The 17,316-nt window shown below is 68.1% G+C and carries 11 protein-coding genes; 3 read left to right on the plus strand and 8 right to left on the minus strand.

All coding sequences use genetic code 11. From position 1 onward, the window contains the following. Positions 1 to 68: 68 nt before the first annotated feature. The 5 genes from pepN to ACSF9G_RS07475 all read right to left on the minus strand — a co-directional run bounded on the left by pepN (position 69) and on the right by ACSF9G_RS07475 (position 8,616). Complete coding sequence (pepN, locus tag ACSF9G_RS07455; protein ID WP_436640075.1) at positions 69 to 2,708, minus strand: aminopeptidase N; 2,640 nt, start codon at positions 2,706 to 2,708, stop codon at positions 69 to 71. Positions 2,709 to 3,149: 441 nt separating this feature from the next. After that, the gene (locus tag ACSF9G_RS07460) at positions 3,150 to 3,779 is read right to left on the minus strand and encodes a sarcosine oxidase subunit gamma (RefSeq protein WP_436640077.1); all 630 of its coding nucleotides are present in this window, start codon (positions 3,777 to 3,779) and stop codon (positions 3,150 to 3,152) included. Next, a complete protein-coding gene (locus tag ACSF9G_RS07465) occupies positions 3,772 to 6,804 on the minus strand; it encodes a sarcosine oxidase subunit alpha family protein (protein WP_436640079.1) in 3,033 nt (1,010 codons plus the stop codon). Before ACSF9G_RS07465 ends, ACSF9G_RS07460 begins: the two co-directional genes overlap by 8 nt. Before the next feature lie 157 nt (positions 6,805 to 6,961). Then, positions 6,962 to 7,327 carry a sarcosine oxidase subunit delta gene (locus ACSF9G_RS07470; protein WP_436640081.1) on the minus strand — a complete coding sequence of 122 codons (366 nt, stop codon included), beginning with the start codon at positions 7,325 to 7,327 and terminating at the stop codon, positions 6,962 to 6,964. A 41-nt stretch (positions 7,328 to 7,368) separates the two neighbouring features. Then, positions 7,369 to 8,616: a sarcosine oxidase subunit beta family protein gene (locus ACSF9G_RS07475; protein WP_261614746.1), complete on the minus strand. Its 1,248-nt coding sequence runs from the start codon at positions 8,614 to 8,616 to the stop codon at positions 7,369 to 7,371. A gap of 253 nt (positions 8,617 to 8,869) precedes the next feature. On the opposite strand from ACSF9G_RS07475, the gene ACSF9G_RS07480 reads away from it, so the two are divergent. Both ACSF9G_RS07480 and ACSF9G_RS07485 read left to right on the plus strand, forming a co-directional pair. Continuing rightward, complete coding sequence (locus ACSF9G_RS07480; RefSeq protein WP_436640083.1) at positions 8,870 to 9,862, plus strand: GlxA family transcriptional regulator; 993 nt, start codon at positions 8,870 to 8,872, stop codon at positions 9,860 to 9,862. A gap of 16 nt (positions 9,863 to 9,878) precedes the next feature. Continuing rightward, entirely contained in the window at positions 9,879 to 10,928 is a 1,050-nt protein-coding gene (locus ACSF9G_RS07485; RefSeq protein WP_436640085.1) for an AI-2E family transporter, read from the plus strand. Here the strand turns inward: ACSF9G_RS07485 and ACSF9G_RS07490 are convergent. From ACSF9G_RS07490 to ACSF9G_RS07500, 3 genes are all read right to left on the minus strand, one after another. After that, the gene (locus tag ACSF9G_RS07490; RefSeq protein WP_436640087.1) at positions 10,925 to 12,901 is read right to left on the minus strand and encodes an acyltransferase family protein; all 1,977 of its coding nucleotides are present in this window, start codon (positions 12,899 to 12,901) and stop codon (positions 10,925 to 10,927) included. The genes ACSF9G_RS07485 and ACSF9G_RS07490 overlap by 4 nt on opposite strands. Positions 12,902 to 13,073: 172 nt before the next feature. Beyond that, entirely contained in the window at positions 13,074 to 15,584 is a 2,511-nt protein-coding gene (locus ACSF9G_RS07495) for a GcvT family protein (RefSeq protein ID WP_436640089.1), read from the minus strand. Positions 15,585 to 15,846: 262 nt separating this feature from the next. Further along, complete coding sequence (locus tag ACSF9G_RS07500) at positions 15,847 to 16,155, minus strand: DUF1127 domain-containing protein (protein WP_436640091.1); 309 nt, start codon at positions 16,153 to 16,155, stop codon at positions 15,847 to 15,849. 147 nt (positions 16,156 to 16,302) lie between these two features. On the opposite strand from ACSF9G_RS07500, the gene ACSF9G_RS07505 reads away from it, so the two are divergent. Continuing rightward, on the plus strand, positions 16,303 to 17,244 hold the full coding sequence (locus ACSF9G_RS07505) for a LysR substrate-binding domain-containing protein (RefSeq protein WP_436640093.1): 942 nt from the start codon (positions 16,303 to 16,305) through the stop codon (positions 17,242 to 17,244). The last annotated feature ends 72 nt before the right edge of the window (positions 17,245 to 17,316 follow it).

Genomic DNA, 17,316 nt, shown 5'->3' on the forward strand with positions numbered 1-17,316 from the left:
CGTGAGTCCAAAAAGCAACGCCCCCGCCACAGGCGGCCAAGCCTTAAAAACCGGTTAACTCCGGGCGTTTAATCCAGGCTGCGCTCTACGATATCGGCGCTGTCCCGTGACAAGCCCTCGTGCCCGGCGATGCGCCTGAGTTCGGCTTCCGCCGCCGCGCGCCGCGCCGGTTCGAGCACCCGCCACGAGCGGAACGCCGACACCAGCCGCGCCGCGACCTGCGGATTGCTGCGGTCGATCTCCAGCGTGAAGTCGGCGACCAGCCGGTAGCCCGCGCCGTCGGCCCGGTTGAACTGGGTCGGGTTCGCCGCCGCGAACGCGCCGATGAGCGCGCGCACCCGGTTCGGGTTCGACAGCGAAAAGGCGGGATGATCCATCAGCGCCATCACCCGGTCGAGTGTATCGGGCCCCGTCATCGTCGCCTGCAGGCTGAACCACTTGTCGAGCACCAGCGGGTCGGTGCGATAGCGTTCGAAGAAATCGTCCAGCGCCGTGTCGGCCTCCGGCGCCCCCTGGCGCGTCAGCGCCGACAGGCCGGCCATCCGGTCGGTCATGTTGTCGGCGTTGCGGTAGTGCCGCTCCGCGGTCTCGATGCCCGCCTGGCCGGTGCCGGCGATGAGCCCGAGCGCGGTGTTGCGCAGCGCGCGGCGGCCCGCGCCGGCCGCGTCCGGGCTGTAGGGCAGGTTGGAGCCGTAGCGCCGATAGACGTCGGTGAGGCAGGCGCCGAGCTCGCCGCCGATCAGGCCACGCAGCCACCGGTCGGCGCCATGGATCGCGTCGGGATCGACATTGCGGCCGATCTCGCGGGCGATGTCGGATTCCGAGGGCAGCGACAGCACCTGGGCGCGGAAGCTCGGATCGAGCGCGTCCGCCTCGACGGTGTGCTCGAGCGAGCGGAGGAAGCGCGGGTCGATCTCCGGCGTCCTGCCGGCGGCGATCGCGGCCTGCGCCTCGATCAGGATGCGGGTCGCCAGCGACTGGACCGCCTGCCAGCGATTGTAGGGGTCGCTGTCCTCGGCGGCGGCGAACAGCAGGTCGTCGTCCGTCAGGTTGGCGGTCAGCTTCACCGGGGCGGAGAAGCCGCGCAGCAGCGACGGCACCGGCTTGGCCGGCAGGTCGGTGAAGACGATCCGCTCCCGCGTGCCGGTGAGCTCGATCAGGCCGTCGCGCACCGCCGGGCTGTCGGTCTTCAGGTCGGCGATCTCGTCGCCGTCCGGGCCGAGCAGGGCGAAGGCGATCGGGATCGGCATCGGCTGCTTCGTCGGCTGGCCGGGCGTCGGCGGGCAGGTCTGCTCGAGGGTCAGCTCGTAGGTGCGCGCCGCCGTGTCGTAGCGCCCGCTCGCCGTCACCTCCGGCGTGCCGGCCTGGTGGTACCACAGCATGAAATCGTCGAGGTTCCGGCCGGTCGCCGCGGCGAAGCAGCCGATGAAGTCTTCGATCGTCGCCGCCGTGCCGTCGTGGCGGTCGAAATACAGGTCCATGCCCGCCCGGAAGCCGTCCGGGCCGAGCAGCGTCTTAAGCATGCGGATCAGCTCGGCGCCCTTCTCGTAGACGGTCGCCGTATAGAAGTTGTTGATTTCCTTGTAGGTTTCAGGCCGTACCGGATGCGCCAGCGGCCCCGCGTCCTCGACGAACTGGTGCGCCTTCAGGGTCCGCACGTCGCCGATGCGTTCCACCGCGCGCGAGCGCACGTCGGCGGAGAAATCCTGGTCGCGGAACACCGTCAGCCCTTCCTTCAGGCAGAGCTGGAACCAGTCGCGGCAGGTGATGCGGTTGCCGGTCCAGTTGTGGAAGTACTCGTGGGCGATGATGGCCTCGATATTGGCATAGTCGGTGTCGGTCGCCGTCTCGGGGCTCGCCAGCACGTACTTGTCGTTGAAGACGTTGAGGCCCTTGTTCTCCATCGCGCCCATGTTGAAGTCGGACACGGCGACGATGTTGAACACGTCGAGATCGTATTCGCGCCCGAACGCGTCCTCGTCCCAGCGCATCGACCGCTTCAGCGCTTCCAGCGCGTAGTCGCAGCGGTCCTCCTTGCCCTTCTCGACATAGATGCCGAGCGTCACCTCCCTGCCGGACGCCGTGACGAAGGTGTCGCCGACGCGGCCGAGGTCGCCACCGACCAGGGCGAAGAGATAGGACGGCTTGGGATGCGGGTCATGCCAGACGGCGTAGTGCCGGTCGCTGCCGGCCACGACGCCGCTTCCGACCGGATTGCCGTTCGACAGAAGCACGGGGGCGTCGGAGGCGCGCGCCTCGATGCGCACCGTGTAGACGGCGAGCACGTCGGGCCGGTCGGGGAAGAAGGTGATGCGGCGGAAGCCTTCCGCCTCGCATTGGGTGCAATAGACGCCGTTCGAGCGGTAGAGCCCCATCAGCCGGGTGTTGGCGCTGGGATCGATGGTGGTGCCGATGTCGAGCACGAAAGCGCGCTCGGGCGGCGTGGCGATCGTCAGGCGGTCCTTGTCCAGCTTGTAGGCGGTGCCGGCCAGGGGCGCGCCGTCGAGTTCCAGCGCCGTCAGCTCCAGGTCCTCGCCGTCGAGAACGAGGTCGCCGCCGGGGCCGTCCGGATTGGGCCGGACGTGCAGGCGGCTCCTGACCCGCGTGCTCTGCGGGTCGAGGCGGAAATCGAGCTCGACGCGATCGACGAGATAGGCCGGCGGGGCATAGTCCTGTAGCCGCACGACCGGCGTCTGATCCTTGGCCATATGGTGAAAACTCCTGAACGGCTGGCGGGACGAGATTTAAGCCCTCAATGTGGCCGCGCCAAGCCCCGGCAGGAAATGGGGCGGCGGCGCCCCGCGCCCCGAGCGACGACGGCGATCGCATTCCCCTTGCGTCATTGCCAGGCGTGACCCGGCAACTCCGAGAAGACGGCACGAGATGCCCGGATAGAGCCCGGGCATGACGAAGGAGGGGAGGACCGGACTATTGATTGCCCCAGCCGTCGGCGCCTCGTCGTGTCGGCGCTGGGTCCCGGATCAAGTCCGGGACACGAGGCAGCAATAAGTTGCTCGGACCGTGCGCCAATACGACGCCCGTGCCCCGGACTTGATCCGGGGCCCAGACGGCGGTAGCGGCAGAACCGAGCGATATACGGGACACCGAGCGATATACCGGACGACGAAGGAGAGGCTTTTCCCGGCCGCCTATCTCTCCAGGCGCCAGGTCTCGCCGGAAAGCGGCGCCTGTGTCGGCATGCCCCATTCGAAGCCCGCCTCGGCGAGCAGGCACCACAGGTAGTCGGCCATCGAGCGGCGAACGAACAGGCGGAACACCGGGCCGCCCTCGGTCTCGTCCGCGTCGACCTGCCACAGCGTCGCCTGGGCGCGGCCGAACAGGGAGCCGGCGACCTGTCCCAGGGTGAAGGCGGACGGATGCAGGTCGAGCGTCGTCAGCTTCATCAGCATGTCGCGGGCGCGCGGACCAGCGAGCTCGATCGTCGTGTAGTACGAGGAAACGTCGGTGACCTGGTGGTGGACGCCCGCCAGCGCGGTCTCCAGCCCGTCGGCCAGCGCCGCCTGCGCGTCCATCGCGGTGACGATCCAGAACTCGTCCGGACCGATCCACAGGATCGCCGTCTCATCCTGGCGCGTGGCCCGGCAGGCCTCGGGAAGCGAAACACCGACCGTGTCGGTCACGGCCTCGCCGATCGCGTCCGGATCGCCGCGCAGGACCAGCTTGCCGAGGAACGGCGCCTCCGCCATGCGGGCGGCGTCATCCGTCGCCTTGACCGGCGCACGATGGGCGAGGGCGGAGCGGCGGCGCGTGTCAGACATCCCCGTCCTCCCGCAGCTTGAGGAAATCGGTGCCCGTCACCGTCACCGGAATCGGCGGGCCGGAGGGGCGCGACACCCACAGGCGGTCGCCCATGCGGTCGCGCCCGGATTTCACCATGGCGAGCGCGATCGAGCGGTTCAGCGTCGGGCTCATGTAGCTCGACGTGACATGGCCGAGCATCGGCACCGGCTTCGCCGTCGGCTCGGTTCCCGTCGCGATGACGTGCGCGCCTTCCGCGAGCATGATCGCGGGATCCTCGGTCACCAGGCCGACGAGCTGCTTGCGGTCGGGCCGCGCCGTGTCGGAGCGCGACAGCGAGCGCTTGCCGATGAAGTCGCCCTTGGTCTTCGACACGATCCAGTCCATGCCGAGATCCTTCGGCGTTGCCGTGCCGTCGGTCTCCTGGCCGACGATGATGAAGCCCTTCTCGGCGCGCAGCAGATGCATCGCCTCGGTGCCGTAGGGCGTGATGGCGTATTTCGCCCCCGCCTCCATCACCTTGTCCCACAGCCATGCGCCGTAATCGGCGGCGATGTTGATCTCGTAGGCGAGCGCGCCGGTGAACGAGATGCGGAACACGCGCACCGGCACGCCGTCGATGGTGGCATCGGCATGGCTCATGAAGGCGAAGCGCTCCGGATCGGGGTCGATGCCCTCGCAGAGATCGGCGACGACGCGCCAGCTGTCCGGCCCCGACAGGCTCGCCACGGCCCATTCCTCGGTGACGGTGGTGAGATAGACCTCCAGCTCCCGCCATTCGGTCTGGAGATAGTCCTCCAGCCATGTCAGCACGCGCGCGGCGCCGCCCGTCGTCGTGGTCATGTGGAAATGGTCGTCGGCGATGCAGGCGGTGACGCCGTCGTCCATCACCATGCCGTCCTCGCCCAGCATCAGCCCGTAGCGGGCCTTGCCGGGAGCGAGCTTCGACCAGGCGTTGGTGTAGACGCGGTTCAGGAACGTGCGCGCGTCCTTGCCGCGGATGTCGATCTTGCCCAGCGTCGAGGCGTCCAGCACGGCGACGCCCTCGCGCGCGGCCAGGCTCTCGCGTCGCACCGCCTCGTCGAAAGACTCGACCGGCTTCACGTAGGCGCGGGCGCGCAGCCAGTCGCCGACCGGCTCGAACACCGCGCCGTTGGCCTTGTGCCAGGCGTGCATCGGCGTCGTGCGGCGCGGATGGAAATGGTCGCCGACATGCTGGCCGGCCAGCGCGGCGAAGGTGACGGGTTTCCACGGCTGGCGGTAGGTGGTCGTGCCGACCTGCCAGATCGGTTTCTGCAGCGTATCCGCGACGAGGGCGAAGGCGTTCATGTTGGCGACCTTGCCCTGGTCGGTGCCCATGCCGGTGGTGGTGTAGCGCTTGGCGTGCTCGATGGAGTCGTAGCCCTCGTGGAGCGCCAGCCTGAGGTCCTTGGTGGTGACGTCGTCCTGCAGGTCGATCCAGGCGCGCACCTTGTGTTTCGGCCGCCCCGACGGGATTTCCGGGATCACCTTCGGCGTGCCCTGCGGCCGCTCCGCGCCCTCCACCTTCGGCGGTTTCGCCGCCTTGGTCGAAAGTCCGGCCTTCGCCGCGGCGTCCGCGCCGGCCTTGGCGCCTTCCTTTAGGCAGCCGTCCAGGTCGAAGGTCGCCGCCGCCGCGCCCGCCGACCGTTCCCGCTGCCAGGATTGACCGGGTTTGAAGGCACTCAGGGCCTCGTCATAGGCGAGCTTGCCGCGCGACTGCGAGAACAGAGCGATATTGGGCATCCAGCCGCCCGAGACGGCGAGCAGGTCGCATTCGATCGCGGTCACGGGGCCTTCGACATCGCCGGAATCGCCGAGCCTGCGGACTGTCGCGCCCGATACCCGGTGGCTGCCCGAGGTGCCGACGATCGCCGCGCCGGGATGGATCGCGATGCCGCGCCCGGCCGCCGCGCTCAGCAGCGCGGCGTCGACGTCGCGGCGCAGGTCGACGATGCCCGCGACCCGCGCGCCCGCCGCCTGCAGGTCGAACGCCGCCTCCCAGGCGGAATCGTTGTTGGCGAAGACCAGGACGCGCTTGCCGGGCAGGACGCCGTAGCGGTGCACGAAGGTGCGCGCAGCGCCGGTGAGCATGATGCCCGGCCGGTCGTTCTCGTGGAACACCAGCGGCCGCTCGACCGCGCCCGTCGCCAGAACCACCTCCCTGGCCCGCACCCGCCAGACGCGCTGGCGCGGCAGGTTGCCGGGCCGCGCGTTCGCGGCCAGGTGGTCGGTGACCCGCTCCCACAGGCCGACGAAGTTCTGCGCGTAGTAGCCGAACGCGGCGGTGCGGGGCAGCACCGTGACGCTGTCCAGCCGGCCAAGCTCGGCGACGACGCTGTCGACCCACTCCGCCGGTGCCGCGCCACCGAGCCGGACCGTATCCGGATCGACGGACAGGAGCCGTCCGCCGAGCGCGGCGGTCTCCTCGGCGAGGATGACGCGGGCGCCGGCGCGCCCGGCCGTCAGCGCCGCCATCAGGCCGGCGGGGCCGCCGCCGACGACCAGCACGTCGCAGTGCCGGTTGATCGCCTCGTAACGGTCGGGATCGGGCGCCGACGGCGCCTTGCCCATCCCCGCGGCGCGGCGGATGAACGGCTCGAACGCCATCCAGCTGCCGAGCGGGCCCATGAAGGTCTTGTAGTAGAAGCCGGCCGGCAGGAAAGCCGAGGCCCAGTCGTTGACCGCGCCGACGTCGAACGTCAGAGACGGCCAGACGTTCTGCGCCATCGCCTCCAGGCCATCGTAGATCTCCTGCTCGGTGACGCGGGTGTTCGGATCTGTCCGCGCCGCGTCGCGGCCGATCTGGACGAGGGCGGTCGGGTCCTCGCTGCCGGCGCCGAAGATGCCGCGCGGGCGGTGATATTTGAAGCCGCGCGCCACCATGTGCTCGCCGTTGGCCAGAAGCGCGGAGGCCAGCGTGTCGCCGGGATGGCCGGTGAAGTCGCGCCCGTCGAACCGGAAGCGGACGACCCGGCTACGATCGATCAGCCCGCCGGAGGCGCGGCGATTGGGCTGGCCGGTCATGGGACGAGCTCCAAGTCACGAGAGCCGGAACATCCCACTACGTCATTGCCGGGCTCGCCCCGGCAATCTCGTGCGAATGGTCCGGCAGGCGTCCAACCGCGCCGAGATCCCCGGGTCGAGCCCGGGGATGACGTGCCAGGGGAGAGCAGCGCCGCGCTCACGTCGCTTCCTCCGGCTGCACGACCTTCACCGCGTCGTTGCCCGAGCCGATCGGCGCTTCGCCCGACGGCGTGGCCGGCGCCACGGTCGTCACCTTCGGCGGCGTCTCGCCGATCCTGTAGACCGCCAGGATCTCGTCGGTGGCGGTGTTGCGCAGCATGTTGAAGAACCGCCGGCAGCCGGCGGCGTGGACCCAGCGCTCGGCGAACAGGCCCTTCGGGTTGTTGCGCAGGAACACGAAGTCGGCCCATTGCGCGTCAGTCAGCGCCTCGCCGTCGGTGGGCCGGGCGATATGCGCCTCGCCGGCGTTGGAGAACTCTGACTGGTCGCGCGTGCCGCAATAGGGACAGGTGATCAGGAACATCTCGTTTCTCTCAATCGCTGCACCGCTCTCCCGCTCCCCCTCTAATGCGCTACGGCCGCGGCGCCGTGTTCGGCGACCAGCGCGCCGGACTGGAACCGGTCGAGCGCGAAGGGCGCGGCGATCGGATGCGGATCGTCCCTGGCGACCGTCCAGGCGAAGACATGGCCGGAGCCCGGCGTCGCCTTCCAGCCGCCGGTGCCCCAGCCGCCGTTGATGTAGAAGCCCTTTACCGGCGTTTTCGAGATGATCGGGCTGGCGTCGGGGCAGGTGTCGACGATGCCGCCCCACTGGCGCATCATCCGCAGGCGCGACACCGGCGGCAGCAGCTCGCACAGCGAGGCCATCTGGTGCTCGATGATGTCCATCGAGCCGCGCTGCGTGTAGGAATTGTGCGCGTCGATGCCCGCGCCGATGACCAGCTCGCCCTTGTCCGACTGGCTGCAATAGACGTGCACCGCGTTCGACATGATGACGCAGGGCACCAGCGGCTTGATCGGCTCGGAGACGAGCGCCTGCAGCGGGTGGCTCTGGATCGGCAGCTTGATGTCCAGCATCGCCGCGATCACCGAGGTGTGCCCGGCGGTGACGCAGGCGACCTTCGGGGTCTTGATCACGCCACGCGTCGTCTCCACGCCCGTGACCGCGCCCCTGGCGGTCCTGATGCCGGTCACCTCGCACTGCTGGATGATGTCGACGCCCATGGCGTCGCAGGCCCGCGCGTAACCCCACACCACCGCGTCGTGCCGGTTGGTGCCGCCGGAGCGCTGCAGCGTGGCGCCCAGCACCGGATAGCGGATGTCGTGCGAGATGTTGATGATCGGGCAGAAATCCTTGACCTGCCTGGCGTCGAGCCATTCGGCGTCGACCCCGTTGAGGCGGTTCGCCTCGACGCGGCGCTTGAGCTGGCGGGCCTCGTGCTCGTCATGGGCGAGGTTCAGTACGCCGCGGTGGCTCATCATGATGTTGTAGTTGAGCTCGCGGCCGAGCGTTTTCCACAGCTCCAGCGCGTGGTTGTAGATCGCCGCGCTCTCGTCGAAGAGGTAGTTGGAGCGGATGATGGTCGTGTTGCGCCCCGAATTGCCGCCGCCGATCCAGCCCTTCTCGATCACGGCGATGTTGGTCATGCCGTGCTCCTTTGCCAGATAGTAGGCGGTTGCCAGCCCGTGGCCGCCGCCGCCGATGACGACGGCGTCGTAGGCGGCCTTGGGCTCGGGCGCGCGCCACACGCGCGGCCAGCCCTGGTGGCCCTTCAGGCCCTCGCGGATCAAGGAAAAGACGGAATATTTCACCCGGCCGGCCTCGCTCGCTGTCGCGGCCCGGTTTCGACAGCCCCGGGCCGCTGCCTGCCTCGCGATGGTCGCTTACCGGAGCCCCTGGACGCAAGTGTCGGGCCGTTCCGCGAGGCAGGATGATTTCGCGTTGCAATACAAGCCGTTCTTGCGTCGCGATCGTTTGTCATCTAGGAGCGAACATTGGTCTGATTGCGACATCAGGCAATTCGGTTGGGTAACCGGTTGCCGCGCGGTTTGGGAAAGGCCTTGCATGGACGCCACCGTACAGCGTTCGCGCCGGATCGTATTTTTTCTCGTGCCGAACTTCTCGATGATCGCGTTCGCCACCGCGATCGAGCCCTTGCGGTTGGCCAACCGGCATCTCGGCCAGCAGTACTACAAGTGGCGCCTCGTCACCGAGACCGGCTCGCCCGGGCTCGCCTCGAACGGCGTCAAGGTCGCCGTCGACGGCTCGCTCGAGGATGAAAAGCGGCTGTTCCACTCCGACGAGCGGCCCGACATGTTCTTTGTCTGCTCGGGCGTTTTCGTCGAGAAGTACGAATCGAAGGCTTTGAATTCCTGGATTCGGCAACTTCACCGCGGCGGCGTTACCGTCGGGGCGATGTGCACTGGCGCCTGGATACTGGCCAAGGCCGGGCTGCTGGACGGCAGGCGCTGCGCCATTCACTGGGAGAACCTGCCGGGTTTCGCCGAGGCCTTCCCGGAAGCCGACGTCTATGCGGATCTCTATGAGGTCGACCGGAACATCTATACCTGTGCCGGCGGCACCGCCTCGCTCGACATGATGCTGAGCCTGATTGACGCCGACCATGGCGACACGGTCGTCAATCGCGTCTGCGAACAGGCGCTCACCGACCGGGTGCGCAGCCCGCAGGACCGCCAGCGCCTGCCGCTCAGGGCGCGGCTGGGTATCCACAATTCCAAGGTGCTGACCATCATCGAGCTGATGGAAGCCAACATCGCCGAGCCGCTGTCGCTGGTCGAGCTCGCCCGCTTCGCCGGTCTGTCGCGCCGCCAGATTGAGCGCCTGTTCCGCCGCACCATGGGCCGCTCGCCGGCGCGCTACTATCTCGAGCTGCGCCTCGATCGCGCCCGCCACCTGCTGCTCCAGTCGAACCTGCCCGTGGTCGAGGTGGCGGTGGCCTGCGGCTTCGTCTCGGCCTCGCATTTCTCCAAATGCTACCGGGAATTCTACGGGCGCTCTCCGCTGACCGAGCGGCGCGAACGAGAAAGTGCGACGTAGTGGGACCGCAGAGCCGATGATACCGCGCTGGTTCCTCTGGCTGGTCGCCGCCGCGATCGTGTTCTCGGCGTTGATGGCGGGACGGTCCTATCTGATCCCGATCGCCATCGCGCTGGTCCTGTTCAGCCTGCTTGCCGCGCTGATCGACCGCATCACGCGGATCCGGGTCGGCCACTGGTCGGTGCCGCGGCCGCTGGCGACTGTCATCGGCCTCGTCATCATCTTCTACGCGCTGTTCCTGATGGTCTACGTCATGTCCTCCCAGGTGGAGGCGGTGATTGCCGCGAGCCCGCGCTACATCGCCCGCATGGAGGCGCTGCTGTCGCAGGCAGCCGAGTTCTTCGGCCGGGATATCGCCGAAGACATGCAGAGGGCGCTCTCCGAGATCGATCTGACCAGGCGCATTCCCGGCGTTGTCGGGTCGGCCGGGGCGACGCTGACGACGATCACCCTGATTGTCCTCTACATGGGCTTCATGTTCGTCGAGCGCGGCGCCTTCCAGTCCAAGCTCGCCCGGCTGTTTCCCAATTCCGACCAGTCGCGGCGCGTTCACGGACTGATCATCTCCATCTCGGACAGCATCCAGCGCTACTTCTCGATCAAGCTGTTCGTCAGCGCGCTGACCGGTGGCGCCGCCTATGTGGTGATGAAGCCGATGGGTCTCGATTTCGCCGAGACCTGGGCACTGCTGGCCGTGCTGTTGAACTTCATCCCGAATATCGGATCGGCGGTCGCCACCCTGCTGCCCGCGGTAGTGGCGCTGGTGCAGTTCGATACGCTGGGGCCGTTCGTGATCATCTTCTTCGGCGTCGGCGCGATTCAGCTCTTCATCGGCAATTTCGTCGAGCCGGCGCTGATGGGCCGCTCGCTGAACCTGAGCCCGCTGGTGATCATCCTGTCGCTGACCTTCTGGGCCTTCGTCTGGGGCATCGTCGGCATGTTCCTGTCGGTGCCGATCATGGTCATCGTGCTGATCGTCTGCTCGCACGTTCCCGCCTGGCGCCCGGTGGCGATCGTGATTTCGCGCGACGGCGAGATACCCGCCGCCGGCGACCTCAAGGGCTAGTCGCCGGCCGTTTCCCGCGCTCCAAACAGGTTTTCGACCGTCCTATAGCGGGCGCGCAGACGCTTGCCGAACACCCGGCTCGCCTCGACCGTCCAGTGGCCATAGTCGGTCACCAGCGGGGCGCCGTCGGCGGCGAGCACCGCGCAGTCCCCGCCGGGGCAGAGCAGGGCGATCTTCGACACATAGGCAATTCCCCGGCGGGCGAGCGCGTCGGCGTAAAGGCGGTCGACGCGGAGCACCTCGCGGTCGAGATAGGCGCGCAGGAAGCCGTCCAGGCCGTCCATTGTCCGGCGGGTCGCGACAAGGGTCGGCACGTCCCTGGAGTATTCGGGCTGCGGTCCGAAGACGACGACCGGCACGCCCGCCGTGGCATAGTCGGCGGCGAGGGCGGCCACGCCGTCGGCGTAGCGGTCGATATCCTGCGCCGCGTCCGATCCAAGCCGTGCGGTGATCGCGACGCCGTCGAGGCGGTCGGCGTTATCGGCAATGAACGTGCCGGTGAACTGCCTGAGCTGCACGCATTTCGGGTGCTCGGTCCACGGATCGCAGCCGGCCCCCGTCAGCTGGATGACGTTGACGCTCTTGTAGGCCCGCGACAGGGCGAGCCACAGGTCGGCGGCGTGGCTGTCGCCGACGACCGCGAAGTTACGTTCTCCGAGGGGGGAACACGCTTTGAAGTGCCTGGCGAACTCCTCGATGGACTGGTTTCGCGTCACCATGTGGCATCGGTTCGACCGTGTCGCCGTGCGCCGGGCCCTTGCGTCCTTGTCCATGGTCTTCAGCATCGCGGCGACGTCGTCCGACATGCGCCAGTCCATGCCGCCGCTCGCCGACACGTAGGCCGCCGGGGCGACGAGGACGACCGCCAGCGCCGCCGAGGCGAGCCCGACCTGCCGGTTGCTCAGGGCGATGCCGCGCGGCCGCCTGCGCCGGAACGGCTGCTCCACCCAGAAATACATCGCCGTGGCGATGGCGATGGAGGCGGCGACCATGCCCCACTGCTCGACCGGCCGGAAATCGCGGGCGATCGCGTAGGCGTAGAAGACGACGATCGGCCAATGCACCAGGTAGAGCGAGTAGGAAATGAGCCCGATGCCGATCGCGACGCGGTTGTCGAGGAGGCGCGCCAGCCGCGCGCCGCCCCCGGCGAAGATCACCAGTCCCGCGCCGATGCAGGGCAGCATCGCCGACGTTCCGGGAAACGGCGTCGCCTCGGTGTAGAGAAACACCGCCGCCAGGATCATCGTAAGGCCCGCCAGCATCAGCGCGTCGAGCACTAATGCACGCCGGGGGCGGTATTTTTCGATCCAGACGAGCGCCGCCCCGACGGCGAACTCGCCGATCCGGAAATGGGCGAGGTAGAAAACCGCCGCCGCGTCGTTGTCGAGCGTCCGGTCGGCCCGGTAGACGCTGATGGCGCCGGCGACCAGCAGGAACAGCGGGACGCCCCACTCGGTGAGGGCGGGAAAGCGCGACCGTTCGACCCGTGGCCGGAGCGCCAGCAGGGCAACCAGGACGGTCGGCCAGACCAGATAGAACTGCTCCTCGACGCTGAGCGACCACATGTGCAGCAGCGGCTTGTAGATCGCGTCGGCGTCGAAATAGCCGCTTTGCCACCAGAAGCAGATGTTCGAGACGAAGAACGTGGTGCAGACGAGCGAATCCGCGAACTCCTCGAAGAAACGCGGCGACAGGATGAAGAACGCGGCGACGAAGCTTGCCGCCAGCACCACGAACAGCGCCGGAAACAGCCGGCGGGCGCGGCGGACATAGAAGGTCGCGTAGGAGAAGCGGCCGGCTTCATGGTCGGCGCGGATCAGGCGGGTGATCAGATAGCCGCTGATCACGAAGAACACGTCGACGCCGACGAAGCCGCCGCTGAACGGCGCGAACCCGACATGGAAGAACACCACGACGAGGACGGCGAGCGCGCGGAGCCCGTCGATTTCGGGACGGTAGGTCACGCTGGTCATTGCGAGCAGATCCGTACGGCGTGCGGCCGCCAAGAAAGCCGGGCCGGCGCGCGCCGGCACGGCTTTTCTTACAAACAGCGCGGCCCGACCTCAAGCGCCGTGCCGGTTTTCCCCGCTGCGTCTGGCCGGCGCGTCGAACCGGCGCGCCCAACAGGCGCGTACAATCGGCGCGTCAGGCCCTCAGCCGCTCGTTCTGCGGATCGAACGGGGATTCCTCGATGACGGTGGCCTTGTAGCGGTCGCCGAGGATCTGGATCTCCAGATCCGTTCCGATCTCGCCCAGCTCCGGCCGCACCATCGCGAGCGCCAGCGACTTGCCCAGCCGCCAGCCGTAGCCGCCCGACGTCGCCCGGCCGACCAGTTCGTCGCCCCGCCAGATCGCCTCGTTGCCACGCGCGTCGGCATCCCCGATGCCGTGCACTTCCATCGTCACGAAGCGGTTCTGGAACCCCTTCTGCTGCCAGGCGACCAGGGCGTCGCGGCCGATGAAGTCGCCCTTGTTGGGATGCACGAAGCGATCTAGGCCCGATTCCAGCGCGGAATACTCGATCGACAGTTCACGCGGGATCAGCCGGTAGGATTTCTCCAGCCGCATGGAATCCATCGCGCGGATGCCGAACGGGCGGATGCCGTAGTCCTTGCCGGCCGCCATGACGAGGTCGAAGATCATGTTCTGCATCTCGATGGGATGATGCAGCTCCCAGCCGAGCTCCCCGACGAAGTTGACCCGCATCGCATCGGCGACGGCGCGGCCGACGCTGATGCGCTTGCCGGTGAGCCAAGGAAAGCTGGCGTTCGACAGGTCGGTGTCGGTGAGCTTCTGCAACACGTCGCGTGCGCGCGGGCCGGCGAGCACCAGCACGCCGAGCTGCGTCGTGACCGGCTGCACGCGGACGCTGCCGTCGGCCGGCAGCAGCTTTGTCAGGTAATCGTGGTCGTGCCGCTCGTAGGCGCCGGCGGAGACGAGGTAGTAGCCGTTCTCCCGCGCCTTGTAGACGGTGAACTCCGAACGCACGCCGCCGTTCTGCGACAGCATGTGGCAGAGGCCCAGCCGCCCGATCTTCTTCGGAATGCGGTTGGCGAGGATCGCGTCGAGCCACGCCTCCGCGCCGGGGCCGGAGACATGGCACTTGGCGAAGGCCGACATGTCGAGCAGGCCGACGCCCTCGTGCACCGCCTTGCACTCCTCGCCGACGAACGGGAAGTAGTTGGACCGGCGGAACGACCATTTCTCGCGCACCTTGCCGGTCCAGTCGGCGGGCGCGTGGTTGTGGTTCGTCAGCGTGTCGTCGACGGCGAGCTCGTCGGCCGGCACCTCATAGTCGAGGGGGGCGAACCAGTTCGGCCGCTCCCAGCCGTAGACCGAGCCGAAGACCGCGCCGCGCTGGCGCATCCGGTCGTAGCAGGGCGCCATCTTCAGCGGACGGGCGGCGGCGCGCTCCTCGTCGGGATAGTGCATGGTGAAGACATTGGCGTAGGCCTCCTCGTTCTTCTCCTTGAGGTAGCCGCGCGAGGCGTAGGGGCCGAAACGGCGCGGGTCGACGCCCATCATGTCGATGGTCGGCTCGCCGTCGACGATCCATTCGGCAAGCTGCCAGCCGGCGCCGCCGGCCGCCGTGACGCCGAAGGAATGGCCCTCGTTCAGCCAGAAGTTCTCCAGGTCCCAGGCCGGGCCGACGATCGGCGATCCGTCCGGCGTGTAGCAGATCGCGCCGTTGTAGACCTTCTTGATGCCGACCTCGCCGAAATAGGGCACGCGGGTGATCGCGGTCTCGATATGCGGTTCGAGGCGCTCCAGATCCTCCTGGAACAGCTCGTACTCGGCCTTCTCGTCCGGCCCGTCGACATAGCAGCACGGCGCCCCCTTCTCGTAGGGGCCGAGCAGCAGGCCGCCGGCTTCCTCACGCATGTACCAGGAGGAATCCGACTCGCGCAGCACGCACAGCTCCAGTCCGCCGTTCCGACGGTGCTCCTGGATCGCCGGGTGCGGCTCGGTGACGATGTACTGGTGCTCGACGGGGATGACCGGAATGTCGAGGCCGATCATCGCGCCGGTCTGGCGCACGAAGTTGCCGGTCGCCGAGACGACGTGTTCGCAGGCGATGTCGCCCTTGTCGGTCTTCACCAGCCAGTCGCCGTTCGGCTGCCGCTCGATCCCGGTCACGCGGGTGTTGCGGTGGATCTCCGCGCCGCGGTCGCGCGCTCCGCGCGCCAGCGCCTGGGTCAGGTCGGCGGGCTGGATGTATCCGTCTTCCGGGTGCTGGATGGCGCCAAGCAGGCCGTCGACGTTCACATACGGCCAAAGCGCCTTGATGTCGTCGGGGCTGAGCTGCTTGACCTCGATACCGAGCGTCCGGGCGATGCCCGAATAGTACATGTACTCGTCCCACCGGTCCTTGGTGCGGGCGAGGCGGACGTTGGAGACCTTGCGGAACCCCGTGTCCATGCCGGTCTCCTCGGCAAGCTCCTGGTAGAACCGCACCGAGTACTTGTGGATCTGCCCGACCGAGTAGGAGAGGTTGAACAGCGGCAGCAGGCCGGCCGCGTGCCAGGTCGAGCCCGACGTCAGCTCGTTGCGTTCGACCAGAACGACGTCGGACCATCCCTTCTTCGCCAGGTGATACAGCGTCGAGACGCCGACGACGCCCCCTCCGATGACGACTGCGCGGGCGTGTGTCTTCATGGTTTCCCCCGAAAACGCGGTGTCGGACGGGCATCGCCCGAAAAACCTGCTCCGATCCGACATACGCCTCCTTCACGCATGGTGATGATCGGCAGGCGACATCGAGTGTCGCCGATCCGCCAGCGGCATCGCCCCCCTATGGGGGGAAGCACGGGAACGTCCACGGATATGGGGGCTGAAATGCACGACGGCGGCCGGAGGGGCCGGCCGCCGTCGCTATGCCGTCACCGCCCGCTGCACCCTGGACGGCGTCGGTATTCCTCTAGCGCCGGCGCATCCGGCGCTCGGCCGCGCGCCGGTCGGCGGCGATCTGCCGGACCGCCAGCGACGCGTTGATCTCCATCGGCAGGCCGGCGGCGGATTCGATGTCGCGCCGCGTCAGGCCGATGTCGTCGAGAATCCGGTCGTCGAGGGCGGTCATGGTCATGAAGGTCCGCCGCTGCTGGCGCCGTTCGATCCGCCGGCGCAAGCCGTGAAGGACCGATGTCGCGAGAGACAGGAACCCTGTCCGGAAGCTCGGCCGAGCGACCGCTTCACAGCAGGGGGAGGCGCTGTTCTGGTAGGTGCTCATAATGGATCTCCGGATCTTGGGGCGGCAATTTCGAAGCCGCCGCCGTTTCCACGGAGAAATATCGGTTGGGAAGACTGTTCAATCAAACGAATTGATTTTACGCTAGTGTTCAATGAAATTGAACACAGGGGCGGATTAGGTGACGCCATGACGAAATCGGAAACCGGCGGGCTGCCGCTGCTGGAAAACGACGTCCTGCGCACGTTCGTCGCGATTGCCGAGACAGGCAGCTTCGCACGGGCGGCGAAAACCGTGTTCCGCACGCCCTCGGCGGTGTCGATGCAGATCCGCAAGCTGGAGGACACGCTCGGCCGGCCGGTTTTCGTCCGCGACGGCCGCAGCGTCCGACTGACGACCGAGGGCGAGGCGCTGCTCGGCTATGCCCGGCGCATGCTGCGCCTGTCCGACGAGGCGGTCGGCCTGTTCCGGGCGCCCGCCGTCGAAGGCATCGTGTGCATCGGCACGCCGGACGATTTCGGCACCCGCTTCCTTCCGAACATCCTGAGCCGTTTCGCGCGCACCCATCCCGGCGTCGACGTCGACGTGACGCTCGACATGTCGAACGCGCTTCTCGGGAGGCTCGACCGGGGCGCCCTCGACCTGACGCTGGTCACCTCCGCGTGCGGTCCCGCCGCGCTCGATCGCGGCCAGATCGTCTATACGGAACCGCTCGTCTGGGCCGGGCTGGAATGCGGCTGCGCCTACGAGCAGCGGCCGATGCCGCTCGCGCTCGCGCCCAAGGGTTGCGCCTGGCGGTCAACCGCGCTTGCCTCCCTGGACAAGGCGGGTATCGCCTCGCGGACGGCCTACACGAGCCCGCACTGCGCCGGCCAGATGGCGGCGATCTACGCTGATCTCGCCATCGCGCCGTTCCCCGAAAGCCTGATCGAAAAGCCGCTGGAGCGCCTGGACGACCGCCGCGGCCTGCCGGCCCTGGGCGACTACCACATCGTGCTGGCCAAGCGTCCGAACCTCGGTCCGGCGGCCGAGGCGCTCGCCCGGCACGTGGTCGAAAGCTTCCGCGATATCGCCCGCGGCGGGCATACGAAGGCGCCGGCCGACCCGGTGAGCGACGTCGCCGCCGAATAGGGCCTGACGCATAGCGTCCGAGCGGTGGCACTTGAATCGATGGTTTAAGTCCGTAGCCAGCTAAACGGATTT

The organism is Microbaculum mangrovi (assembly GCF_051390635.1).
Taxonomy (GTDB): domain Bacteria; phylum Pseudomonadota; class Alphaproteobacteria; order Rhizobiales; family Tepidamorphaceae; genus Microbaculum.

Coding starts and splice junctions, on each gene's coding strand:
- ACSF9G_RS07485 (WP_436640085.1), top strand. CDS start 9,879: ATGATACCGCGCTGGTTCCTCTGGCTGGTCGCCGCCGCGATCGTGTTC.
- ACSF9G_RS07460 (WP_436640077.1), bottom strand. CDS start 3,779: ATGTCTGACACGCGCCGCCGCTCCGCCCTCGCCCATCGTGCGCCGGTC.
- ACSF9G_RS07480 (WP_436640083.1), top strand. CDS start 8,870: ATGGACGCCACCGTACAGCGTTCGCGCCGGATCGTATTTTTTCTCGTG.
- ACSF9G_RS07465 (WP_436640079.1), bottom strand. CDS start 6,804: ATGACCGGCCAGCCCAATCGCCGCGCCTCCGGCGGGCTGATCGATCGT.
- pepN (WP_436640075.1), bottom strand. CDS start 2,708: ATGGCCAAGGATCAGACGCCGGTCGTGCGGCTACAGGACTATGCCCCG.
- ACSF9G_RS07490 (WP_436640087.1), bottom strand. CDS start 12,901: ATGACCAGCGTGACCTACCGTCCCGAAATCGACGGGCTCCGCGCGCTC.
- ACSF9G_RS07470 (WP_436640081.1), bottom strand. CDS start 7,327: ATGTTCCTGATCACCTGTCCCTATTGCGGCACGCGCGACCAGTCAGAG.
- ACSF9G_RS07505 (WP_436640093.1), top strand. CDS start 16,303: ATGACGAAATCGGAAACCGGCGGGCTGCCGCTGCTGGAAAACGACGTC.
- ACSF9G_RS07495 (WP_436640089.1), bottom strand. CDS start 15,584: ATGAAGACACACGCCCGCGCAGTCGTCATCGGAGGGGGCGTCGTCGGC.
- ACSF9G_RS07500 (WP_436640091.1), bottom strand. CDS start 16,155: ATGAGCACCTACCAGAACAGCGCCTCCCCCTGCTGTGAAGCGGTCGCT.